The organism is Wenzhouxiangella limi, assembly GCF_010499265.1.
Taxonomy (GTDB): Bacteria; Pseudomonadota; Gammaproteobacteria; order Xanthomonadales; family Wenzhouxiangellaceae; genus Wenzhouxiangella; species Wenzhouxiangella limi.
The window spans coordinates 221,688-245,486 of record NZ_JAAGSC010000041.1; the positions used below are offsets into that span (position 1 = coordinate 221,688).

20 protein-coding genes are annotated in these 23,799 nt (G+C 64.3%); 13 read left to right on the forward strand and 7 right to left on the reverse strand.

All coding sequences use genetic code 11. From position 1 onward, the window contains the following. Positions 1-6: 6 nt before the first annotated feature. The 4 genes from G3I74_RS09720 to G3I74_RS09735 all read left to right on the forward strand — a co-directional run bounded on the left by G3I74_RS09720 (position 7) and on the right by G3I74_RS09735 (position 6,451). The gene (locus tag G3I74_RS09720; protein WP_164211396.1) at positions 7-2,214 is read left to right on the forward strand and encodes a type IV pilus secretin PilQ; all 2,208 of its coding nucleotides are present in this window, start codon (positions 7-9) and stop codon (positions 2,212-2,214) included. A 52-nt stretch (positions 2,215-2,266) separates the two neighbouring features. Next, positions 2,267-5,284: a hypothetical protein gene (locus G3I74_RS09725; protein ID WP_164211397.1), complete on the forward strand. Its 3,018-nt coding sequence runs from the start codon at positions 2,267-2,269 to the stop codon at positions 5,282-5,284. Between the two features lie 72 nt (positions 5,285-5,356). Beyond that, positions 5,357-5,965 (forward strand): DUF938 domain-containing protein, encoded by a 609-nt coding sequence (locus G3I74_RS09730; protein WP_164211398.1) that lies wholly within the window; start codon positions 5,357-5,359, stop codon positions 5,963-5,965. 21 nt (positions 5,966-5,986) lie between these two features. Further along, positions 5,987-6,451, forward strand: coding sequence for a GAF domain-containing protein (locus G3I74_RS09735; protein ID WP_164211399.1), 465 nt, complete (start codon positions 5,987-5,989; stop codon positions 6,449-6,451). Here the strand turns inward: G3I74_RS09735 and G3I74_RS09740 are convergent. After that, on the reverse strand, positions 6,430-6,909 hold the full coding sequence (locus tag G3I74_RS09740) for a SixA phosphatase family protein (RefSeq protein ID WP_164211400.1): 480 nt from the start codon (positions 6,907-6,909) through the stop codon (positions 6,430-6,432). The two genes, G3I74_RS09735 and G3I74_RS09740, sit on opposite strands and share 22 nt — an antisense overlap. A 44-nt stretch (positions 6,910-6,953) precedes the next feature. On the opposite strand from G3I74_RS09740, the gene pepN reads away from it, so the two are divergent. Beyond that, the gene (gene pepN, locus G3I74_RS09745) at positions 6,954-9,629 is read left to right on the forward strand and encodes an aminopeptidase N (RefSeq protein WP_420823074.1); all 2,676 of its coding nucleotides are present in this window, start codon (positions 6,954-6,956) and stop codon (positions 9,627-9,629) included. On the opposite strand, the gene G3I74_RS09750 is transcribed toward pepN, so the two are convergent. Then, positions 9,609-10,190: an N-acetylmuramoyl-L-alanine amidase gene (locus G3I74_RS09750; protein ID WP_203594658.1), complete on the reverse strand. Its 582-nt coding sequence runs from the start codon at positions 10,188-10,190 to the stop codon at positions 9,609-9,611. The genes pepN and G3I74_RS09750 overlap by 21 nt on opposite strands. Next, positions 10,187-11,545 carry an amidohydrolase family protein gene (locus tag G3I74_RS09755; RefSeq protein ID WP_164211401.1) on the reverse strand — a complete coding sequence of 453 codons (1,359 nt, stop codon included), beginning with the start codon at positions 11,543-11,545 and terminating at the stop codon, positions 10,187-10,189. The genes G3I74_RS09750 and G3I74_RS09755 overlap by 4 nt, the downstream gene beginning before the upstream one ends. Positions 11,546-11,653: 108 nt before the next feature. On the opposite strand from G3I74_RS09755, the gene G3I74_RS09760 reads away from it, so the two are divergent. Then, positions 11,654-12,316 carry a protein-L-isoaspartate O-methyltransferase family protein gene (locus G3I74_RS09760; protein WP_164211402.1) on the forward strand — a complete coding sequence of 221 codons (663 nt, stop codon included), beginning with the start codon at positions 11,654-11,656 and terminating at the stop codon, positions 12,314-12,316. Positions 12,317-12,340: 24 nt separating this feature from the next. After that, positions 12,341-13,687, forward strand: a complete 1,347-nt coding sequence (locus G3I74_RS09765) for a TolC family outer membrane protein (protein WP_164211403.1) — start codon at positions 12,341-12,343, stop codon at positions 13,685-13,687. A 16-nt stretch (positions 13,688-13,703) separates the two neighbouring features. On the opposite strand, the gene G3I74_RS09770 is transcribed toward G3I74_RS09765, so the two are convergent. Next, positions 13,704-14,933 carry a 3-deoxy-D-manno-octulosonic acid transferase gene (locus G3I74_RS09770; protein WP_164211404.1) on the reverse strand — a complete coding sequence of 410 codons (1,230 nt, stop codon included), beginning with the start codon at positions 14,931-14,933 and terminating at the stop codon, positions 13,704-13,706. Positions 14,934-14,984: 51 nt separating this feature from the next. Here G3I74_RS09770 and G3I74_RS09775 point away from each other — a divergent pair, with 51 nt between their 5' ends. Next, entirely contained in the window at positions 14,985-15,899 is a 915-nt protein-coding gene (locus G3I74_RS09775) for a lysophospholipid acyltransferase family protein (RefSeq protein ID WP_164211405.1), read from the forward strand. Between the two features lie 18 nt (positions 15,900-15,917). Here G3I74_RS09775 and G3I74_RS09780 read toward each other — a convergent pair whose 3' ends face one another. The 3 genes from G3I74_RS09780 to G3I74_RS09790 form a co-directional block, all read right to left on the reverse strand. Next, positions 15,918-17,975: a glycosyltransferase gene (locus tag G3I74_RS09780; RefSeq protein WP_164211406.1), complete on the reverse strand. Its 2,058-nt coding sequence runs from the start codon at positions 17,973-17,975 to the stop codon at positions 15,918-15,920. A gap of 34 nt (positions 17,976-18,009) precedes the next feature. Beyond that, positions 18,010-18,222: a zinc-finger domain-containing protein gene (locus tag G3I74_RS09785; protein ID WP_164211407.1), complete on the reverse strand. Its 213-nt coding sequence runs from the start codon at positions 18,220-18,222 to the stop codon at positions 18,010-18,012. Between the two features lie 61 nt (positions 18,223-18,283). Continuing rightward, on the reverse strand, positions 18,284-19,168 hold the full coding sequence (locus G3I74_RS09790; RefSeq protein ID WP_164211408.1) for a phosphoribosylaminoimidazolesuccinocarboxamide synthase: 885 nt from the start codon (positions 19,166-19,168) through the stop codon (positions 18,284-18,286). A 49-nt stretch (positions 19,169-19,217) separates the two neighbouring features. Between G3I74_RS09790 and rpe the strand changes: the two genes are divergently transcribed. Genes rpe through trpC form a run of 5 tightly spaced genes read left to right on the forward strand, consistent with a single transcriptional unit; the run spans position 19,218 to position 23,793 of the window. Continuing rightward, positions 19,218-19,877 (forward strand): ribulose-phosphate 3-epimerase, encoded by a 660-nt coding sequence (rpe, locus tag G3I74_RS09795; protein ID WP_164211409.1) that lies wholly within the window; start codon positions 19,218-19,220, stop codon positions 19,875-19,877. A gap of 46 nt (positions 19,878-19,923) precedes the next feature. Next, a complete protein-coding gene (trpE, locus tag G3I74_RS09800) occupies positions 19,924-21,402 on the forward strand; it encodes an anthranilate synthase component I (protein WP_338063091.1) in 1,479 nt (492 codons plus the stop codon). Continuing rightward, the gene (locus G3I74_RS09805) at positions 21,399-21,989 is read left to right on the forward strand and encodes an anthranilate synthase component II (RefSeq protein WP_239056818.1); all 591 of its coding nucleotides are present in this window, start codon (positions 21,399-21,401) and stop codon (positions 21,987-21,989) included. The genes trpE and G3I74_RS09805 overlap by 4 nt, the downstream gene beginning before the upstream one ends. Beyond that, positions 21,986-23,005: an anthranilate phosphoribosyltransferase gene (gene trpD / locus G3I74_RS09810; RefSeq protein ID WP_164211410.1), complete on the forward strand. Its 1,020-nt coding sequence runs from the start codon at positions 21,986-21,988 to the stop codon at positions 23,003-23,005. Before G3I74_RS09805 ends, trpD begins: the two co-directional genes overlap by 4 nt. Beyond that, complete coding sequence (gene trpC, locus G3I74_RS09815) at positions 23,002-23,793, forward strand: indole-3-glycerol phosphate synthase TrpC (protein WP_164211411.1); 792 nt, start codon at positions 23,002-23,004, stop codon at positions 23,791-23,793. Before trpD ends, trpC begins: the two co-directional genes overlap by 4 nt. The last annotated feature ends 6 nt before the right edge of the window (positions 23,794-23,799 follow it).

Sequence of the window (23,799 nt, forward strand, 5' to 3'; positions counted from 1 at the left end):
AGTGGAATGAAGACGATGAGCCGCAGGAATTTTGGTACTGCAGGACCCGATTCGGGGACGACTGGGAGAAGCGTGATGACAAGAAAAGCCGGGTTGGCCGGACTGATGACTCTGCTTCTGGCGCTGTTGGCGACTGCGCAGGCAGCTGAACTGACCGATGTGCGGGTTGAAAGTACAGGTGGCGAGGTGCGACTGATCCTGACGACTGATTCTTCCTTCCCTGAACCAACAGTTTTCGCAACCGAGGAGCCGCCACGGATTGTTGTCGATCTCCCGGAAACGAGCACGAGCCTGTCGGCTGAAAGCGTTTCCGTTGGCAGCGGACCCGCTCAAAGTTACCAGGCGCTCAGCGCCGGTGGACGAACCCGTTTGGTCGTCGACCTGTCGCGGATGGTCCCCTACGAGCTGGAGATGGCCGGTAACGAACTGGCGCTGGTCGTTTCCGGCGGCGCCGCCAATGCCGTGGGTGCTGACACGTCCCGCGCACGAAGCGGCGCCAGCGGCGACGCTGGCCACGCCATCACCAATTTCGATTTCCGCCGCTCACCGGACGGTGGTGGCCAGGTCATCGTCAATCTCGATCAGCCCGGCGTTAACATCACGGTCGATGAACGCGCCGGCGGGCTGAGGGTCGACCTGTTCGACACGATTCTGTCGGAAGATATGTATCGCCGCCTGGATGTCGCCGATTTTGCAACACCGGTGCAGATGATCACTCCCGAACAGCGCAATGACAACGTGCGATTGTTGATCGACGTGGCCGGCGCCTACGAACATCTGGCCTACCAGACCGACAGCCAACTGGTGATCGAAGTGGAGCGACCGGAGGAAACGGAGGCTGAGCAGGATCGCGAACTTCAGTTCTTCGAGGAGCGCGAGTACGAGGGCAGCCGCATCACGCTCAATTTCCAGGATATCCAGGTCCGCTCGGTTCTTCAGTTGATCGCCGACGTTTCCGATCTCAACATCGTGGTCTCGGACTCCGTGTCCGGAGCACTGACCCTGCGGCTGACCAACGTCCCTTGGGACCAGGCGCTGGACATCGTCTTGGAGACCAAGAATCTGGACATGCGTCGATCGGGCAATGTCATCTGGATCGCCCCGATCGAGGAGATCGTCAGTCGCGAGCAGCAAATCTTGCGAGCCCGCGCCGATCGCCAGACCCTGGAGCCGTTGCGCACGGCCATGATCCCGATCAGCTACGCCGATGCCTCCAACCTGGCGGGCATCGTGCAATCGAGTGCAGGTGAAGAGAGCGGAATGCTTTCAGAACGTGGTTCAGTCTCGGTTGACGAGCGCACCAATACGTTGCTGGTGACCGACACGCTGGAAAATATCGATCAAATTCGAGATCTGGTCACCGAGCTGGATCGGCCGGTTCGCCAGGTCTCGATCGAGTCACGGATCGTGATCGCCCGCCACGATTTCAACTACGAGCTGGGCGTGCGGTTTGGGGTAACAGCGTCCCGGCAGGACAGCCGGGGCAACCTGTTTTCCACTTCGGCGACCTCTGAAGCTCTGGATGGCATCAACCAGACTGCCATCGCGAATCGCCGGTCCGGGCGGGGTAGCAGTACGCCGGTGGATATCCCGGGTCTTGAGGATCGCCTTAACATCAATCTTCCGGTGTCCAATCCGGCCGGCAGTCTGGGTGTGTCCTTTCTTGCCGCCGATTATCTGTTGGATCTGGAACTCAGCGCGCTTGAAACCGAAGGACGTGGCGAGGTGATTTCCACGCCTCGTCTGATCACGGCCAACCAGCAGGAAGCCTTTATTCAGCAGGGTGTGGAGATTCCGTTTGAATCGCTGCAGGGAGGCAATCAGGCCGGCGCGGTCAATGTGGAATTCAAGGAAGCGGTTCTTGAATTGCGAGTCCGGCCGTTGATCACTCCGGATAATCGCGTGCAGCTGGATCTGAGCATCAAGCAGGACACCGTTGGTGAAATTTTCGAAACGGGTCGGGGGGGCTCCGTGCCTTCGATTGACACCCGCGAAATGGGAACCAATGTTCTGGTGGATAACGGGCAGACCGTGGTGCTCGGCGGCATCTTCCAGGAGGAGCGTAACTTCAGTTCCAGCAAGGTGCCGGTCATGGGTGACGTGCCCGTGCTGGGCCATCTGTTCCGGCGACGGGGTACCGAGGATCAGAAGCGCGAGCTGCTGATTTTCGTGACCCCCTCGATCCTGGACGACCGCGCGGCCTACGATGACTGACCGGGAGCCGAACGAAATGAATGCAATCAATACTCTTAGGGACTTGCCACCAATGAACGCGGTGAAAAACACAGTTGCACTTCTGCTTCTTTTCACGCTTGCAGCTTGTGGCGGCAGCTCTTCCGGCGGCTTTGATAACGGCGGTGCAGCGCGACTTACCGTAACGCCGGTTCAATCCTCGATTGAAGCCGCCGCTTTTGAGTGCACGCCCAATGTTCAAGTCAATGTGAGCGTTGAGCAGGCTGACGGTTCTGCTGTTGCCGATGGCACCACGGTGAACTTGAGCAGCAGCAATACCGACCTCGCTAGCGTGGAGACAGACTCCGCTCAGACATCGGGTGGTACCGCTCAGTTCAGGGTGTTTAGTGGCGTTGAAACCGGATCGGTGACTTTGACGGGATCGTCTCAGAATCCTTCAGGGGCTGGCACGGTAACTGGCACTGCGACGCTGCAGGTATCCGAAAGTTCTTGCGAGCCCCCCCCAACTGCCGTTTTGGAAATTTCCGGTTCTGCTTCAATACCCACGAATACAGCAGAGGTCCCACCATTCCTGGGGTCGCCGTACGTCAATGAACTGACCGTTCGCTACACAGACCCCGATGGCAACGCCGGTGAAGTGGAAGGCGGCCAGATCTCCGTGGCGGTTTCGCCGGTCAGCCTGGGCGCCTTCTCGACCCTGGACGATCCGACGACCGACGAAAATGAGTTCGAACTTCTGGTGGGCAGCGGTCCGGTCAACATGACCGCGGGTGTCGCAACGCTTTTCATTCACAGTGCCGACCGACCGGGAACATTGACCGTCTCGGTGACCGCGCAGGATGCCAGCAGCGGTGAGCGGTTTTCAGAAGACTTCGTTCTCGAGATCGAAGATGGCGGCGCGGACTTCCTGCCGGGTGATCTGTCGTTCGGGATCGGGCCGGATCCGGTGTACGTGCAAGGCTCGGATGGACCGACCACCAAATCGCTGAGCGTGACGGTCACCGACTCCGGAGGCAACCCGGTTCCCAATCCTGAGGCTGACGGTGTTGCCTTCAATAACGTGCAGCTGAAGCTTGACGCTCCGGACGGCAGTGGCGCCCGCTTGACCGGAACCGGGGCCGAAGGATCGGTCAACGGCACCGAAATCGCCGTCCGTACCGTCAACGGCGTTGCCAATTTCTCGCTTAACGCCGGTTCCGAGACCGGTAATCATCGAATCACGGCAACCGTGGACCGAGCCGACAACAATGTCGACAACGAAATTCAGGATGATCTGTCAGCCCAGCGGTCGATCAACGTGGGCGATGGCCGTCTGTTTGCCTTGCGGCTGGTCAGCCCGTCAACGAATGCGTTGCTGATCAATCCGATTGCGGCCGAGTTTGAGACCGATGTCGAGCCGCAAGTGGATCCGGACACCGGTATTTCCATCCCGCCCAATCCGGATGGAACGTACTCTTATACCGTCACGGTGATCGCCACCGATCGTCAGGGCAATCCGCCGCTGCCGGGCCAGCCGGTCGCCTTCGGCAAGGTCGATAGTCCACTGACACCGAGCAATCCGCCACTGTACGTGTTCTCCGGGCCCGACGGTGACCCCGAGGAAGGAGGGCTTTTGTTCACTGTCGATGATCCCGACGAAGGGCTCCTGACCGATCCGGACCGCCCGGACGAGGCCGTGGAGTCGGGGGACACCCTGATCCTGTTTGGCAAGAGCGTGCCCGGCAACCGCGAGCACGAAGCGGTGCGCTCCGTTGCCAGCGTGGTCGACTCACAGAGCCTGACGGTGACCGAGCCGTTCAATTCGAATAATCCCAGCGGAGAGCTGGTCGACGACGGCGCGGTCATACCCTGGGTAGTCGGCCGCTCGCAGGTCGGATTTATCGACGGCAACCTCGTTCTGGATGAGCGTGGTCGTGGATCGGTGCGCCTGACCTATCCGGTTTCTGCAGTGGGACAGCCGGTGGTTCTGTGGACCCAGGGAGAGCAGTCCGGGTCGGCTGGGGTGAAAACGGTGGCCGATGCGCAACCGGTTACCTTCCCCGCGGTTACGCCACTGACGTTAACCGCTGTACCGTCGAACGTGCGCGGAAACTCCGACGCCACCGTGCGCCTGTGCGTTGTCGATGGCCTGGGAACCCCGCTGAACGGATTTTTCCCGAGGGCCGATCTGGGCGGCGGGGATATCGGGGCCGAACTGGATGGCGCGCCTCTGCCGGCGAATACGGCGGCGGCCACTGGCTCTGCCGGGCCTGGATGCGTGGACACGGTCTTGTCCACCACGGGGATGGTGCCGCAGGGTGATTCGGCCACGGTCGTGTTCTCAATCAGCGACGCTGTTGCCGAAGTCGAAGTTGTGCCGCCGGGCGTGGCCCGCCTGACGGTGCGACCGTCGACCGTCACGGACACGATACCGGGAACCTTCATCAGGTCGTTGACCTTGACTTTGCTCGACGGCGATGATCAGCCCATTCCCGGCGTAGGCCTTACGGGCACCTGTAACGCAGACGGCGGCATTCTGGACATCGAAACCGTGCCAGGAATCACCGACGGCAATGGTCGGACCTCAGCGAGCGTTCTGGTCGGACTGTCGGGTTGCGCCAGTTCGCTTGACGACGAAACCTTCCCGCGGGTCGGTCAGTGTGAGTTTACGACTTCATCGGGTTCACCCACGGGTCTGTTTACGGGCGTTGGCGTTGATCTGCGCAGCTTCCAGAGCTTCCTTTCGCCGCCGCCGCCGGATCCTGCCTGCCCGCCGCTGGAAGATGATGGCGAGTTCCAGTTGGTGGTTGATGTTCGTGCACCTAGAGACGCTGTAAGTAGAATCTTGAGTAGTCCAGAGGGCATCAGTTGCGGCAAGTCCGAAGGAGCTTTACTAGAAGATGGTACGCTTGAATTGATTGAGAGCTTAGACTGCATCAGTTCATTTACTGATAGTTCCGTACTTCTGCAAGCACCAGTGGGCACTTCTCCAACCTGGTCAGGAGACTGTAGGCGGGTGCCGGTGTCAAGCGAAGAGGACACGGAAAGATTTGCATCGGTCAATTTTGACGAAACAGGAACTCCAGCGATTTGTGTGGTCGATTTCAACTAATCTTTTCACTCAAGTAGTCACCACCAAGGGCCCGGCGAGTGTCGGGCCCTTGCGTGTGCGTTCTACAGTTTGATGCGCCATTCAGAGGCCTGCGAGCGCAACAAGCGGGTGATCTTAGAGGTGCTTGCAGCGCTGTTGCCGCAGTGCTCAACAGTGCTCGAAATCGGCTCGGGCACCGCCCAGCACGCGGTTCACTTTACCAAGCAGATGCCCGGTCTGCGCTGGCAGTGCTCGGACCTGGCCGAGAACCTTCCGGGTATTCAGGCCCGCGTCGATCTGGAAGGCGACGACCTGCTGCCGAACCCGATCGAATTGAACGTTCTGACGGCGAACTGGCCGGCAGGCCGTTTTGATGCGGTTTTTACCGCCAACACCCTGCACATCATGCCCTGGGATCACACGCTGGTGCTGCTGGACCAGGTGGTCAAGGTGCTGGTGCCCGGGGGGCGGCTGATTATCTACGGCCCATTCCACGACAGCGGCATTCACACTGCGGCGAGCAACGCAGCGTTTGATCGCTCGCTGAAGTCCCGCGATCCGGACATGGGCGTGCGTGACGCCGTTGAGATCACCGCCCAGGCCGCGCGCCGCGGCCTGCACGCAGAGGCGGATCTGGCCTTGCCGGCCAACAACCGTACCCTGATTTTCCGGCAGGCTTCCTCAATCCCCCAAAAAACCTGAAACTTCGCTCTCGACTTTGTAATGACCGATTCGATGCCTCCTCATTACCGGACTCTGGTCGCCCAGGCCCGCGGGCTGTTGTCCGGGCAGCCGCATCAGATTGCCAATGCGGCCAACCTGAGCGCGCTGATTTTCCAGGAACTGCCGGATTTGAATTGGGCAGGGTTTTACTTCATCGAAGGCGAAAGTCTTGTGCTCGGGCCCTTCCAGGGCAAGCCGGCCTGCGTCAACATCCCATGGGGGCAGGGCGTGTGCGGCACGGCCGCCGCCACGGGCCAGACCCAGCGGGTGGCTGACGTGCACGCGTTTGAAGGTCATATCGCCTGCGATACGGCTTCGAACTCGGAAATCGTCGTGCCGCTGAAACGCGACGGCATGGTGTTCGGCGTGCTGGATATCGACAGTCCGCTTGCGAATCGATTTGATGCCGGCGACCAGGCCGGGATCGAGGCGCTGGCAACGGTCTACGTCGAGTCCGTCGGCTGAAAGGCCGCGACGGTGCGCGCCCGTTCAGGCGCCGGCGGCAGTGGCAATTCCAGGATGACGAGGCTACCCGCTTTCATGCCGACGACGGGCAGCTGCCCGCCAAGCCAGCGCACCAGTCCCTCGAGGCCGGGATTGTGGCCGATCAGCATGAGAGAACTGGTCTCCGCGCTGGCCTGATCGACTAATTTGACCAGATCGCCGACGCTGGCGTTCCAGAGCCCGGGTTCAATCACCGCGGGGGGAAAGTCGAGGTGCCCCAGGGCGGTGCGCGAGGTCTCCAGTGTCCGCTGGGCCGGGGAGACCAGGATGCGCCCCGGCAACGGCTCGGCATACTCGCGAATCCAAGCCTGCAGGTCGTGGCAGGTTCTGCGACCCGAAACTGTCAGTCGCCGGTCCTCGTCACGCCCGGAAGGCGCGCGGTCCTCTGCGCTGGCATGTCGGAGCAACCACAACTTCATCGAAACACTCCTTGACCCCACGATCCGTATACTACAGAGCCTTCATGACCACGGAATCACAGATGGCCCTTCGCGCCGACCAGAACAGCAAGCCCACGCTGCGCCGAGATTACCACCCACCGGCCTGGCTGATTGATCAGGCAGAACTGACGCTGAAGCTGGATCGCGACACGACCCGGGTGCATGCACGCCTGTTCGTGCGTCGCAACCCTGACAGCGACGCCAGCCGCGCGCCGCTGGCCCTGGCCGGCGTGGGCCTGACCACACGCGCCGTGCGCGTCAACGGAAACCCTGTGACTCATGGTCAGCGCCGCCATGAGGGTGAGGAAATGATCATTGGTTCGGTGCCCGACCAGGCCGAGGTTGAAACCGAGGTCGAGATTGCCCCCAGCGCCAACACCGCGCTGGAGGGCCTGTACGCGGCCGGGAACATGCTGCTGACCCAGTGCGAGCCAGAGGGTTTTCGCAAGATCACCTGGTTTCCGGACCGTCCCGACGTGATGACACGGTTTCGCGTGCGGCTTGAAGGGTCGCGATCGGAATTTCCGGTGCTGCTGTCCAACGGCAACTGCATAGAGCAAGGCGAGCTCGACGGCGGCGAACACTACGCCGTCTGGGAGGACCCGTTTCCGAAACCCAGCTACCTTTTTGCCATCGCCGCAGGACGCCTGGCGTCGATCAGCGACACCTTCATTACGGCCTCGGGCCGGACAGTGGCCCTGCAGATTCATTCCGAACCCGACAGCCTCGATCGTCTGGCCCACGCCATGGGCAGCCTGAAGCGGGCCATGCGCTGGGACGAGGAGCGATTCGGGCTGGAGTACGATCTGGACGTTTACCACATCGTTGCCACGCATGATTTCAACATGGGCGCGATGGAGAACAAGTCGCTCAACATCTTCAATGCGCGCTACGTGCTGGCCGATCACGAAACCGCCACTGACGCTGATTTCGAGGCGGTCGAGGCGGTGATCGCGCACGAGTACTTTCACAACTGGACCGGCAATCGCGTCACCTGCCGGGACTGGTTCCAGCTCACCCTCAAGGAAGGCCTGACCGTCTTCCGCGACCAGGAATTTACCAGCGACCTGCATTCGCGTCCGGTCAAGCGCATCCAGGATGTGACCGATCTGATTGCCCGCCAGATGCCGGAAGACGCCGGCCCAATGGCCCATCCGGTGCGACCGGAACGCTACGTGGAAATCAACAATTTCTATACCGCGACGGTGTACGAAAAAGGTGCGGAAGTGGTGCGCATGTACCAGACGCTTCTGGGCCACGACGGCTTCCGGCGCGGGCTCGATCTTTACTTCCAGCGACACGACGGCCAGGCGGTGACCTGCGACGATTTCCTCGCGGCGATGGGCGACGCCAACGGCCGCGATCTCGGCCGGTTCGAGCGCTGGTATCGCCAGGTCGGCACACCCACCGTGCGGGCCGCTACCCGTTTCGATGCCGATCAAGGGGAACTGGTGCTCAGCCTGGAGCAGTCGCTTCCCGAACACCCGGATAACGCTGATCTCGGACCGTTGCTGATCCCGGTTGCCGTGGGTTTTCTGGACGCCGATAACCGGCCGCTCCAGCCGGTCCTGGTAGGAGGTGACACCGGCCCATCCGAGACCGTGTTGCTGGTGCTCGATCGGGAGCGCGAAGAGTATCGTTTCCGCGGCTTGCAGGCTGATGCCCTGCCGTCCCTGTTGCGCGACTTTTCCGCGCCGGTGCATCTGGAATATGACTGGTCGCTGGAGCAGCTGGCCCGACTGGCCGGCTTCGATCCGGACGCCGTCAACCGCTGGCGCGCCGGCCGTCGCCTGGCAGAACGCATTTTGCACGAGGGCATCAAGCGCCCAGCAGGCCTGCCGGATACCGTCGCACTGCTGGCTTCGGCCTGGCGAGCGACCCTTTCCGACCCGGCGCTGGACCCGGCGCTGGCGGCCGAGCTGCTGTCGCTGCCGTCCGAAGCCGAGCTTGCGGAACAGTGTGAGCAGGTCGACCCGGAGGCGATTCATCGTGCCCGAACCGATCTGGCCACCTACCTGGCCGATCATCTGACCGCCGAACTCAACGCCGTGTTCCAGCGCCTCGATAGCGATCGTGCCTGGAGCGCGGATGCGGCAGAAATCGCCCGCCGGCGCCTCAAGAACATCGCGCTGCATTGGCTTTCGGCAGCCAGCGATCGAACCTGGAGCGTGCAGGCCGAAGCGCAGTACCGTCGGGCCGACAACATGACCGATCGGTTCGCGGCGCTGCGCGCACTGGTTCACGGCAACGCAGATGAGGCCGACGCCGCGTTGGCGGATTTCGCCGAGCGTTTTGCCGACGATGCGCTGGTCATGGACAAGTGGTTCGCCGTTCAGGCGACCCGACCCGATCCGGCGGTGGCCGAGGTGCTGCCGAAACTGATGGAGCATCCTGCCTTCAGCCTGAGAAATCCGAACAAGGTACGCGCCGTGGTCGGCGGTTTCGCCATGGCCAACCCGGTGGCTTTTCATCGCGCCGACGGGGCCGGTTACCGGCAGGTGGCCGACATCATTGCCCAGCTTGATGTCATCAACCCGCAAGTTGCAGCGCGCCTGGCCGCAGCGTTTGCTCGCTGGCAACGCTATGAACCCGGTCGGGCAGAGCGGATGCAGGGCGAGCTGGAGCGTCTTGCGGGCGGTCGCCTGAGCCCGGACGTGGGCGAAATCGTGGCCGCGGCGCTACGGCCTGCCAAGCGCTGACAAACCGGTTGCCTCGCTCACGGTGCGCCAGGGAAAGTCCGGGCCCGGGTCCAGTTTTCGCCGAACCTGGAGGTTGGGATCATCGCTGGCCGGCACGAAGCGCACATCGAGCTGGTCGTGCCCGGCGATACCGTCCAGCGTTGGAATATGTTCCATTAAACGGTTGAGCAGATCGATCAGCGCCGCGATCTGAGCCGGCGTGATGGCCTCCCGCCAGGCTTGGTGATCACTGTTGAACCAGTCCGGGAATCGACCCAGGTTGATCAGTTCGATACCGATCGACGAGCGATTGTGGCCGGCGACGTGGTGGGCGACCCGATCCAGCGCGACCCATTGCTCGACGTGGCCGTCGCGATCGATATAAAAGTGACCGCTGTTGCCGGTTTGAGAGACCGGGTAGTGGATGCGTTCGCCGTATTCCCGGGCAGCGGCCAGATCGGGCAGTTCGGTCGCGTGGATGACCGCCAGCTCGATTTCCTCTGGGGCGCGGGCCTGAAGTCGCTTCCAGTAACTCAGCGGTTTGTGGTCAACCCCTTCCAGCCAGGCCGAAGTTGCGTTCACGACTTTCCCGCGGCGCGTGCGGCCACCTCCTCAAGCATCCGGTCCAGGGTTTGTCGGTCGAACCAGCGTCCGGCCCGCATCACGCCCTCGATCTCGCGGCTGTTGCGGATGTCATCGAGCGGATTGGCGTCGAGCAGGACCAGATCGGCAATGCAACCGGACTGGAGGCAAGCGTAGCGATCGGACTGGTCGAAATAGCGGGCGACGTTGACGGTGCCGGTGGCCAGCGCCTCGGCAGGTGACAGGCCGCTGGCGACGTAGGTTTCAAGCTCGTGGTGGATGGCGTCGCCCGGGATGTTGAGAATCTGCGGCGCATCAGCGCCTAGCAGCAGCACCGCCCCGGCCTCGTGCAGCGCGCCGATCAGCGCGCGCCGGATTTCAACGAAACGCTCGCCTTGCTCGGGTGAGGTGCCGGCGCGGATCCGGTCAATGCCCTCCAGCCACTGGGCTTGCGTGGCTTCCGGAATCCAGCGCATGGCCGGCCGGGCCATCAGGGCATCGAGGTCTCCGATCGCCCAGTTCTCGATCAGGCTCTGGGTGGGCACGTTGGCGATGCCTGACTCGGCGGTCCGGCGCGCCAGTTCAGGAATGAGATCCGGGTCCATCCCCTCAACGAGATTGATCGCAAACAGCCCCGGATAGGTGCCATGCAAGGGGTGGTCCGGCGGCACCAGTTGCTGACCGTAGCCATCCAGATGATCGATGCTGCCCTGGCGCGAGGCCAGCACCCGGTCCAGCCCCACGGCCACGGAAACATGGCCCGAGTAGGCCATACCCAGGGCATCGGCGGTTTCGGCGATGGCGGCAAAGGCGTCCGGCCACAGGCCTGGATGCAGCTTGAGCAGGTCATAGCCGGCTTCGGCCTGAGACCGCGCGCGCTCGGCGGCCGCAGCCGGCGAGGCGATGGTGCGGTTGTTGAAAGACGGGCCCGATGTGATCAGGCGCGGCCCGGGGAGCTCGCCGGCAGCCAGTCGCTGGCGCAGAACCAGATGCGATGGCTCGCCCAGCATGCCCCGGATCGTGGTGATGCCGTGGGCCAGGTACAGCACGAGCGTATCGTGGATCTGCTGCGCCCCGACCCGTTCCGGCGGTACATGGGCATGCATCTCGGCCAGCCCGGGCATGAGGTATTTGCCCGCCGCCGATACCCGGATGGCATCAGCCGGCTCGGACCCGGCGGGCAGAATACGGCCCGAGGCGACAGCCAGGTCGGCGGGTGCGGAGACCTGACCGCTGGCCACGTCGACCAACCGGACCTGTTCGAATATCACCGTCGAACGGGTTTCGGCGTGCGCGGCAAGCTGACTGATCAGCGCCAGGCTGGTGAAAAGCAGGTGGAACGACTTCATCTTCATGATCGATCTGGCCTCGGCGTTTGCGTGAGTCTGCCAAGCTGATTCTACTGCAGGCGCTCATGACCTCCGGCACAGCCGATCTCACGGCGGGGCGAGTACAATAATAGAATGTCGCTCAATATCGAACAGGCTCGATTCAACATGGTCGAGCAGCAGATTCGCACCTGGGACGTGCTCGATACAAACGTGCTCGACGTTCTGGGCAAGGTGCCGCGCGAGGATTTCGTGCCGTCGCGCTATCGCCGCATGGCGTTCGCCGACCTGCGCCTTCCATTGGCCATGCAACAGGTGATGATGAAGCCGGTCGAGGAGGGCCGAATGCTCCAGGCGCTGGGCCTGGAGCAGGGGCATACGGTCCTGGAAATCGGCACCGGCAGCGGTTTCACCGCGGCCTGCCTGTCTGCCCTGGGTGGTCGGGTTTTGAGTATCGATATTCATGCCGAACTGGCCGATACCGCCGCCGCGCGCCTGGAACGACTGGGATTTACCGATGTGGAAGTTCGCTGCAGCGATGTCTTCGACGAGAGTTTCGACCCCGGCAGAACGTTTGATCGGATCGTTGTGACGGGGTCGGCGGCTGATGTGCCGACGCGGCTTCTGGACTGGGTCAGCCCGGGTGGTTGTCTGTTTGCCGTGCGGGGCTGCAGCCCGGCGATGGAGGCGGTCTGTGTGAACCTGGATGCCCAGGGTCAGCGGTCCACTGAAAGTTTGTTCGAGACCGACCTCCCCAGACTGATTGGGGCAGAGGACCGTCCCGTTTTCGAATTCTGAACCCGATTACATTAGAGTATGTTCATGATCAAGAAAACTGCTGTTGCGCTGAGCCTGTCGCTGGCGCTGAGTCCGCTGGCCGTCGCGGTCGACCTGTTGGGCGTATACGAACTGGCCCAGTCCAATGACGCCGAATTGCGCGCTGCGGAGAGTCGCCTGGCCGTTGCCGGAGAGATCCCGGTTCAGACCCGCGCAGCGCTGCTGCCCCAACTGTCGGGCAGCGCTTCGCAGACCCTGGGAGAGTCGTCGCCCAGCGTGGGCGGAAACAGCCTGCCGACCAACGACATCGATCAGCGCAACTACAGCATCCAGCTGCGCCAAAGCATCTATGACGACGCCAACTATGGTCGCCTGGAGCGCGGTCGAGCGGAGCTGGCGGCCGCCGATGCTCAATACAGGGAAGCCTTCCAGAACTTCCTGTTCCGCGTCAGTGAGCGCTACTTCGATGTCTTGACCGCGCTGGATACCGTGCGCTTTGCCGAGGCCGAGGAAACCGCCTTGCGGCGCCAGTTCGAGCAGGCTGAACAGCGCTTCGAGGTCGGCCTGGCGGCGGTCACCGACGTCCATGAGGCCCGCGCAACCTGGGACGGGGCGAGGGCGCGGGTGATCGTGGCCCAGAATACGCTGGAAGATGCCCGCGAGGCGCTGCGCGAGACCACCGGCACCTGGTTCGAGAACTTTGCCCGCCTGATCGAGGACGTACCGCTGTCGCCGCCGGAGCCGTCCAACGCCAACGAATGGGTTCAGTCCGCGCTGGAGACCAGCCCGCTGGTGCTTCAGCAGCGTCGCCAGGTCGATGTGGCCGACGCCGAGCTGCGTATTGCCCGTGCCGGCCACCTGCCGTCACTGGGTCTGACCGGTTCCTACAGCCGCAACCAGAACAACGAGTTCGTCGCGCGTGACCCCGAAACCCAGACCCCGATCGGAACCACCACCTTCCGCACCGACGGCTGGCAGCTGGGCCTGACTCTCGATATTCCCATCTTCGAGGGCTTTGCTACCGAATCCCGGCGTCGTCAGGCCGGCCAGAGCCTGCGCTTGGCCGATGAAGTGCTGGATCAGGCCGAGCGGGCCGTTGTTCGCCAGACCGAAACCGCCTACCGCGCGGTGATCGCTGGTATCCGGGAAGTTGAGGCTCGGCGCCAGGCGGTGGTATCAGCCGAAAGCGCGCTGGAAGCGACCAATGCCGGTTTTGAAGTTGGCACGAGAACCATTGTCGACGTGCTGATTTCCGAGCAGCGCCTGTTTCAGGCCGAACGCAATTACTCCAACGCTCGCCATCAGTTCATCCTCAACGGTCTGCGCTTGCGCCAGGCTGCCGGCCTGCTGGATGAGCAGGATCTGGTCCAGGTCAACCAGCTGCTTCAGTAGTCTGCTTTTCGCCAGGTCACAGCCACGGATCGAGGGCGGCGAGCGTTTTCTTCAGGCTGCCGCGACCGTTTCGTAGCGCCGCCTGCGCGGCCAGGCCGATTTTTTCGGCTTCGGCCGAATCGGCAAACAGTCTCTGCAGGCAGTGGGCCAGGGTCGGGGCGTCGACGACCTTGACGAGACCGTCAGTTGACTCCAGGGCGCTGGCCGCCGCTGCCTGCTGTTGTAGATGCGGTCCGGCCAGGACCGGGCGGGCCAATGCGGCAGGTTCGAGCAGGTTGTGTCCGCCCAGCTCAACCAGGCTGCCGCCGACGAATGCCACCTGCGAAGCCGCGTAGCAGACAATCAGCACGCCCAATCGGTCGACCAGAACGACCTTGGTGGAGGCGTCGGGCGTCTGTCCATAGGCGCACCAGCTCAGCGCTTCCTGGTCCATCAAACGGGCGATCTCTCCGGCACGGTCGGGATGACGGGGTGCAATGACCAGCAAGGCGTCGGGCCGCGAGTTCAAAAGCCGGCGGTGGGCGGCGATCAGGATCTCTTCTTCACCGGGTCGCGTGCTGCCCGCAGTCCAGACGGACCGCCCCGCCCATTCGGACTTCAGCGCCGCGGCCCGGGTCGTCAGGTCATCGGGCAGGGCGAGATCGAATTTCAGATTGCCGGTTTCGACAATCCGCTGCGGTGGCAGTCCGAGAAGGGTCAGGCGCTCGGCGTCGGTTTGCGTCTGGCAGGTGGCCAGGACAATCCCGTTCAGCGCCTCGCCGAAGAGCTTCGGAAAGCGTCGGTACCGGCGCATGGCGGGTTCGCTCACGCGGGCGCTGATCATCAACATGGGGATGTCGAGCGCACGGCAGCGACCGAACAGCTCTGGCCAGATTTCGGTCTCGATGATCAGACCCATACGCGGTCTTGCCCGATTAAGCCATGCGCGCACTGAGAAGGGGTTGTCCAGCGCCAGGTAGCGGTGCTCGACCCGCTCGCCAAACAGATCCCGACAGCGCTCGGCGCCGGTCACCGTCATGGTGCTGATCAGAAGCTTCTCGCCGCGCTCGAGCAGGGCGTTGATCAGGCCCTGGGCGGCGTTGATCTCGCCCACGGATGCCGCGTGAATCCAGACTCGCCCGGGGCTGAGGCCCTCAAGCCATCCCAGGCGCTCGCGCCAGCGCCCCGGCCGGGTTTCGCCGCGCTGCAGGCGCACCAGGGCCAGCGGCGTCAGCAGAAGGGTCAGCAGGCGATACACGATGGGCATGGTCCGGCCAGTGTAGCCCCGGCCGCAGCGGCTGGCCGCATAATGTAAGCCATGAAAGCCTTGGGCAACTTCCTGCTGCGTTTGACGCTGCTGCCGGTGCGCGCGCTGGGACGGCTGCCGCTGGGGCTGGCGCGTGGGTTGCTGCGGCCGCTGGCTCCGACGCTGCGCCTGCTGATGCGACGTCGCCGGGCGGTGGTGGAGCGCAACCTGGCGCTGTGCTTTCCCGAGCGAGGAGAGGGCGAGCGCGACGCGCTGTGCCGCGCCCATTTCCGCCATCTGGCCGACAGCCTGGCCGAAACCGCTGTTGTCTGGTGCCGGCCCGGTCGCTTCGATCAGCGCTTCGGCGAACTGGTCGGGCTCGAACACATGCGCGCAGCCCAGGCCAGCGGCCGCGGGGTGCTGATGCTGACCGGGCACGTGACCTGCATCGAGCTGGGCGCGAGGCTGGTCGGCGAAAGCGTCACCGCCCGGGCGATCTACCGGCCGTTGCGCCAGCCGGTGCTCGAGGCTTTTCAGAACCAGGGCCGCGCGCGCTACGCCGAGGCCATGATCGCGCGCGACGATGTGCGCTCCATGGTCCGGCATCTGCGCGCCGGCGGCGTGCTCTGGTATGCCCCGGACCAGGACTTCGGGCCGGAACGCAGCGCTTTTGCGCCGTTCTTCGGCGTCCCCACCGCCACCCCGACCGGCCTGGTGGACCTGGTCCGCCTGGGTCGGGCGCTGGTGGTGCCGATGTATCCGCTCAAGCTGCCCGACGGGCGCGTGCAGATCCACTTCGAGGCGGCGTGGGAAGACTATCCCTCCGGCGATACCGAGGCCGACCTGACCCGTTTCAACGCCTTCCTCGAGCGTTACGTGCGCCTCAATCCGCCCCAGTACTGGTGGCTGCACCGCCGTTTCAAGACCGCGCCGCCGGGAGAGCCCGACCGCTACGTGTCCCCGGCGCCCCCGAACCCCGAATCCTGAAACCCAAGCCCCGAATGCCTATCGTTTCCGCCCCAGCCGCGCCAGGGCCCGATATTTTTCCAGCGTATAGGCCGCCGTCAGCCGACTCATAATCCAGCCGCCGCGCCCGTCCAGGAAAGCCGCCCGCAGCAGGTAGTTGTCGACCCAGTTCAGCGCGGCCCGAACCCACGCCAGCGCCGGCCAGCGGCAGCGCTTGCCGGCGGCGAAACGCTCGCGCGCCTGCAGCTGCGCGTAACCCGACAGCTTGGCCCGGGCATGCTCGACGTTGCGATAGCTGTAGTGGTGCAGGGGTGCCTGCAAATGACCGATCCGACACTGGCGGTCGATAACGATCTTTTCATGCACGGCCGCCGACGTGAAGCGACCGCAGTCGCGCCGGAATAGTCGCAGCGGCGCGCGGGCCCAGTGGCCGTGATGCAGGGTGGTGCCGAATGCATGGGTCCGCCAGGGCAGGCTGTAGGCCTGGTGTGGAGGCGTTGTTCGTCCCAGAGTGAAGTCGATTTCGCGCCTGAGCTCGGGATCGACCACTTCGTCGGCGTCCAGGGACAGCACCCAGTCCCCGCCAGCCCGGTGCAGCGCGCGCTGTTTCTGCACGCCGAAGCCGGGCCAGTCGGTCTGCTCGACACGGGATGTGTATTGGCGGCAGATGGCCACCGTATCGTCCTGGCTGCCGCTGTCGAGCACGATAATCTCGTCGGCCCAGCCATGCACCGACTCCAGGCAGCGGCCGATGCGGTCGGCTTCGTTGCACACGATGACGATCACGCTGAGCGAGGCCTTGCGCGCGCCCGCGCCGGCCAACTCGCGGCGGCGCTCTGAAACCGCCAGGGCCAGCGTGGTGCTCAACAATAGCGTAAACCACACCACCCCGATGTTGCGCTCGAAGATCGACTCGCTCAGCGCCATGGTCGCCAGTACGGTGATCGCGGCCAGGCCGCACCAGGCGATATGCACCGTGGCCTGCAGACTGCCCTGCCGGATCTGCCAGAACCGTCTCAGCGGTGCCGTGAACAGCATCATCAGGGCCAGCAGGCCGGGCAGCCCGGCGTACAGCAGGGCCGAAAGAAACTGGTTGTGCGGATGACGGTAGGCCAGCAGTTCCGGGCGCACTTTGCCGCTCGTGGCCGCCTCGTTCAGGGCCAGCTGGAAAGCTTCAGGTCCAGGTCCCCACCAGAGTTGGTCCAGAATGCGTGCACTCGCGATCCGCCACATCTCGATCCGTTCGGCCACGCCGCCTTCCGGCTGCTGGCCGTTGATCGAAGCCATCAGTTCGCGGCCGATATCGATCATGCGCTGATCCATGTCCACCGACGGCAGCAGGGTGAGCGCAAGTGTGCCGGCCACGAACAGCAGCGGCAGACCGAATCGCCACGCCGCACCCACATGGTGGCGGTAGATGATCACGTAGACGACCAGCAGCGGCAGAGCCGCCAGCCAGGCGCCGCGCGAACCCGACAGCAGGCTTGCCGAAATACCACCGACCACGCCCGCGGCCGCCAGCGCCCGCTGCCAGCCCGGCGCTTCCGACGCGCCAACCCGGGGCAGCAGCATGAAGGCCATGAGCAGGGAGATGCCGCCGAAATAGATCGGGTTTGTGGCGCCACCGGCGCGCGGCCCGAACTCGCTCACCTGGCCGGTCAGCAGGAACCACCAGCCGTACAGCCCCGCCGTCAGCGCGCCGGCGATCAGGCCGTTCCACCAGTACGCGGCGAGCCCGTCGACCCGGCGCAAGAAAAGAAACACCGGCACGATCAGCAGCAGGCGGCCGGCGCGGGTCAGGGCATCGGCACCGCTCGCCGGCAGCCCGTGGCCTAGCCAGGCCAGCAACAACAGGCCGACGAAGACCAGCGTTATCAGGATCAGCAGGCGATCGGTCGCCTGAATGTCGGCCACGCGCCATCCGCCTCGAAAGCTCAGCCAGGCGATGCCGATCAGCGCAAGCCCCAGCAATCCTGCGCCGGCGACCTTAGGCAGCAGCAGGCCGAACGCCAGGACCGAAAACAGGATCAGACCGGCTGCCTGCGCCAGCGCGCGGTCGGAACCGATCAGAGGCGGCTGAGACTGGGAGGACGTCACCGGGTCAGGAGGGCTTGATCTGCCGGGGCGGTGACTAATCCTGTTCCAGAATAAACTCGGCGCCGCAGTACGGGCAGCGTGCCCGACCGGTCTTTTCGATCGGCAGGTAGACGCGCGGGTGGGAGTTCCACAAGGCCATCTCCGGGGTCGGGCAGCTCAGCGGCAGATCGCTGCGCTGGACGCGGTACTGGCGCTCGGTGTTGGCCGGACGTCGATCGGCGGACGAAGAAGCAGAAGATGTATTCATGATCAGATGGGTCTGGGCAACGCGGCTTAATGCATAGTGTAGCGCCGCAAGCCGATGCGCTTTAGGCGCGCTCGGCTCCGGTCAGCCTGCGCACCGCCTCGCGGTAGCGCTGCTGGGTCTGCTCGATGATCTCCGCGGGCAGGCGCGGGCCTGGCGCGGTCTTGTCCCAGTCCAGCGTTTCCAGGTAGTTGCGCACGAACTGCTTGTCGAAGCTCGGCGGGCTGATGCCCAGCCGCCACTCATCGACCGGCCAGAAGCGCGAGCTGTCGGGGGTCAGAACCTCGTCGATCAGGAACAGGTGGCCGTCGTCGTCGGTGCCAAACTCGAATTTGGTATCGGCGATGATGATGCCGCGATTGCGCGCCCAGGCCGCCGCCCGGCGGTAGATGGACAGCGAAATGTCGCGCACCCGCAGCGCAATTTCGGCGCCGATGAGCTTCTGCATGGCGGCAAAGTCGATGCTTTCGTCGTGCTCGCCCTGGGCCGCCTTGGTCGATGGAGTGAAGATGGGTTCCGGCAGACTGTCGGCCTGCTGCAGCCCGGGAGGTAATTTGATGCCCGAGATGTGGCCGCAAGACTGATAGTCCGTCCAGCCCGAGCCTGCCAGGTAGCCGCGCACGATCGCTTCCACCGGCAGCGGCTTCAATCGCCGCACCAGCATGCTGCGAGGCGCGAGTGCTTGGGCCAGGTTGGGCGAGCCCAGGACTTCGGCCAAATCATCGGCAACCAGGTGATTGCGGACAAGGTCATCGAAGCGTTCGAACCAGAAGTTGGAAATCCCGGTCAGAATTTCCCCTTTTCCCGGAATCGGATCGGGCAGCACGACATCGAAGGCAGACAGCCGGTCCGAGGCGACGATCAGCAACCGCTCGTTGTCCACAGCGTAGATGTCGCGCACCTTGCCTTGGTGCAGGAGTTCCAACGGCGGGGTAGGGTAGTCGGTCACGGCTGGCGTACAATTCCAATCCAGCCTGCATTATAGATACCGTTTGCCCATGAAACAGCCGCTGGTCATTGCGCCTTCGATTCTGTCCGCCGACTTCGCACGTCTGGGTGAGGACACCCGGGGCGCCCTGGAGGCCGGGGCCGACTGGGTCCACTTCGACGTCATGGACAACCACTACGTGCCCAACCTGACCATCGGCCCGCTGGTCTGCCAGGCGCTGCGCGATTTCGGCATCACCGCGCCGATCGATGTGCATCTGATGATCGAGCCGGTCGATCGCATCATCCCGGACTTTGCCGAGGCCGGCGCCAGCGTGATCAGCATCCATCCCGAGTCGACCCGCCATCTGGACCGGTCCCTGAGCCTGATCCGCGAATGCGGCTGCAAGGCCGGCATCGTGCTCAACCCGGCCACGCCGCTGGACGTGCTCGACTGGGTCAGCGACAAGATCGACCTGGTCTTGCTGATGTCGGTCAATCCCGGCTTCGGCGGTCAGAAGTTCATCCCCTCGGCGCTGACCAAGCTCAAGCAGGCCCGGCGCATCATCGACGACTCCGAGCTTGAAATCCGGCTGGAGATCGATGGCGGGGTCAAGCCCGACAACGCCGCCGACATCATCGCCGCCGGTGCCGATACCCTGGTCGCCGGCTCGGCGATCTTCGGTTCCAACGACTATGCCGGCGTGATCCGGGCGCTGCGCGGCCACTGAGCCGAGCGCGTCTTGCCCCGTTTTTATTGCTGATGAAGATCTGATCGTGGACGCCCAGCGCTTCGAAGACTTCGCCCGTCAGGGCTATAACCGGATTCCGGTCTGGCGCAGCATCGCCGCCGACCTGGACACGCCGCTGTCGGTCTATCTCAAGCTGGTCGATGGCCCCAACGCGTTCTTGCTCGAGTCGGTCCAGGGCGGTGAGAACTGGGGCCGCTACTCGATCATCGGCCTGCCGTGCCGGCGCGCCTGGCGGGCCAGCGGCCGTTGCTTCGAGCAGCTGGACTACGGCCGGGTCGTGGAATGTCGCGAGAACGTGGATCCGCTAGTCCAGATTGCGTCGGTGGTCGATGAAGTCCGCTCACCGAATGTCGACGAGCTGCCCGGTTTCAGCGGCGGTCTGGTCGGCTATTTCGGCTACGAGACCGTGGCCCTGGTCGAGCCGAAGCTGGATTTTTCTGCCAAGGCCGACGAGCTGGGCGTGCCCGAGATCCTGCTGCTCGAGGCCGAAGAGCTGGCGGTGTTCGACAATCTTTCGCAACGCCTGAGCCTGGTGGTCAACGCCGACCCGGGTCAGCCGGATGCCTGGGCGCGCGCCCAGCGCCGGCTCGATCAGCTGGTTCATCGACTGCGCTGCGGTTCGCCGGGCTATGCGTCGCCGGTGGCCATTCCGGTGCCCGCCGAGCAGGACTATCGCTTCGGTTTCAGCGAGGCCGACTTCAAGGCCGCGGTGGCCAAAGTCAAGGACTACATCCTCGCCGGCGATGCCATGCAGGTGGTGCTCTCTCAGCGCATGAGCGTGGCCCTGGCGGCGCGCCCGATCGACGTCTACCGCGCCCTGCGCAGCCTCAACCCCTCGCCGTACATGTATTTTCTGGATTTCGGCGAGTTCCAGGTCGTCGGCGCCTCGCCCGAGGTGCTGGTCCGCGTCCAGGGCGGCGAGGCCACGGTGCGGCCGATCGCCGGCACCCGACCGCGCGGGCGAACGCCGGAAGAAGACCGCGCCCTGGAAGCCGAGCTGCGCGCCGATCCCAAGGAACTGGCCGAGCACCTGATGCTGATCGACTTGGGAAGAAACGACGTCGGCCGCATCGCCGAGACCGGCAGCGTGGTCGTGACCGATCAGATGATCGTCGAGCGCTACTCGCACGTCATGCACCTGGTCTCGGAAGTCCACGGGCGGATTCGGGACGCAATGAGCCCGATCGACGTGCTCAAGGCGACGTTTCCGGCCGGCACCCTGTCGGGCGCGCCCAAGGTGCGGGCGATGGAAATCATCAACGAACTCGAGCCGGTCCGGCGCGGCATCTACGCCGGCGCGGTCGGATACCTGGACTGGCACGGCGAGGCCGATCTGGCCATCGCCATCCGCACCGCGCTGGTCCATCGCGACACCCTGCACGTCCAGGCCGGGGCCGGCATCGTCGCCGACTCCGACCCCGACCGCGAGTGGGAGGAAACCCTCAACAAGGGCCGGGCGCTGATCCGCGCCGTCGCCCAGGCCAGCGGAGGACTGCACCGATGAAGGTGCTGATGATCGACAACTACGACTCGTTTACCTACAACCTGGTCCAGTACCTGGGCGAGCTGGGCGCCGAGGTCGAGACCCGCCGCAACGATGCCCTGAGCATCGCGGATATCCGGGCGCTCGATCCCGACGGCATTGTGCTCTCGCCGGGCCCGTGCACGCCCGACGAGGCCGGTATCTGCCTGGACGTGGTGGCCGAGCTGGCCGGCGAGATCCCGCTGCTGGGCGTGTGCCTGGGTCACCAGGCCATCGGCCAGGCTTTTGGCGGCAAGGTCGTGCGCGCGCGCCAGGTCATGCACGGCAAGACCTCGCCCATGCACCACGCCGACCAGGGCGTGTTCGCCGGGCTCGACAATCCCTTGGAGGCAACCCGCTACCATTCGCTGATCGTCGAGCGCGAGTCGCTGCCCGACTGCCTGGAAGAGACCGCCTGGACGGCGTTCAAGGACGGCACCCGCGACGAAATCATGGGTTTCCGGCATCATGAACTGGCCGTCGAGGGGGTGCAGTTTCACCCCGAATCCATCCTGACCCGGCAGGGACATGCCCTGCTGGCCAACTTCCTGAAAGGCATTCGCACATGAGTGAAATCCGCAAAGCGCTGGCTGAGCTGGCCGAAGGCCGCGACCTGACTTCAGGGCTGATGCATGCGGCGATGAACGAGATCATGGGCGGTCAGGCCGATCCGGCTCAGGTCGGCGGTTTTTTGATGGCACTCAGGGTCAAGGGCGAAACGCCGGCCGAAATCGCCGCGGCTGCGGAGGTCATGCGCAGCTTCGCCACCCGGGTCGAGATCGACCGCGAGGGTCTGACCGATATCGTTGGCACCGGTGGCGACGGGTCCAGCCTGTTCAATGTCTCAACTGCCTCGGCGTTTGTCGCGGCGGCTGCCGGTGTGCGCGTGGCCAAGCATGGCAACCGCTCGGTCTCGAGCAAGTCCGGGGCGGCCGACCTGCTCGAGGCGGCCGGCTGCCGATTGGATCTGGACTGCGATCAGGTCGCTCAGCTGATCGAGGAACTGAACGTCGGTTTTCTGTTTGCTCCGCAGCACCATGCGGCGATGAAACACGCCATCGGGCCGCGCAAGTCGCTGGGTCTGCGCACGCTGTTCAACCTGCTCGGGCCGCTGACCAACCCCGCTTCTGCGCCCAACCAGGTGCTGGGGGTATTCTCGGCAGAATTGCTTGCGCCCATGGCCGAAGTCATGCGGGCCTTGGGCGCCAACCATGTGATGGTGGTCCATAGCCAGGACGGACTGGACGAGATCTCGCCGGTGGCCACCACCCGCGTGGCCGAGTTGCGCGACGGCGCAATCGGTGAATATCCGATCTCGCCCGAGGGTTTCGGCATCCAGCTGGACTCGCTGGAAGGGCTGGTGGTCTCCGGTGCCGCCGACAGCCTGGCCCTGATCGAATCAGCGCTGGCTGGCGAGCCTGGGCCGGCCGCGGACACCATCGCGCTTAACGCCGGCGCGGCGATTTACGTGTCCGGACAAGCCGAATCGCTCAAAGCGGGGGTCGAATCAGCCCGCGAGGTACTCGAAAAGGGTGCCGGCCTGGTTCGATTGCGTGAATACGCCGAGCGGACCCAGGCGTTGTGAGCGAAGACATCCTCGCCAGGATTCTCGCGGTCAAGCGCCAGGAAATCGCTTTTGGCAAGGCCAGTCGCGGCCTGGACGAACTACAGGCATTCTGCGCCGATTTGCCCTCAGCGCGTGATTTCGCCGGCGCGTTGAAGCGGCGCGCCGGCGCCTCTTGTGACGCCGTCATCGCCGAGATCAAGCGTGCCTCGCCCTCGGCCGGCCTGATTCGAGCCGATTTCGACCCGGCCGCCATCGCCCGATCCTACGAGGCCGGCGGGGCGAGCTGTCTGTCGGTGCTCACCGACGAGCAGTTTTTCCAGGGCCACGCCGATTTTCTCGCCCAGGCACGCGCTGCCTGCCGGCTGCCGGTGCTGCGCAAGGACTTCATTATCGATCCGTGGCAGGTCTGGGAGACCCGCGCCCTGGGCGCCGATGCCCTGCTGCTGATCGTCGCCGCGCTGGACGATACGACCCTGGCCGAGCTGTCGGCCCTGGGGCGCGAGCTGGGCCTGAGCGTGCTGGTCGAAGTCCACGACCAGGCCGAACTGGACCGCGCGCTCGCGGTCCCCGGCGACCTGGTCGGCATCAACAACCGCGACCTGCACCGCTTCGTGACCGAACTGGAAACGACGCTTCGCCTGGCGCCGCAAGTGCCCGACAACCGCCTGGTGATCTCGGAGTCCGGTATCCACACCCGGGCCGATATCGCCCGCCTGCGCGCTGGCGGCATCGGTGCCTTTTTGATCGGCGAGTCGTTCATGCGCCAATCCGATCCGGGAGCCGCGCTGGCGCAGCTTTTGGGTTAGGCTGAA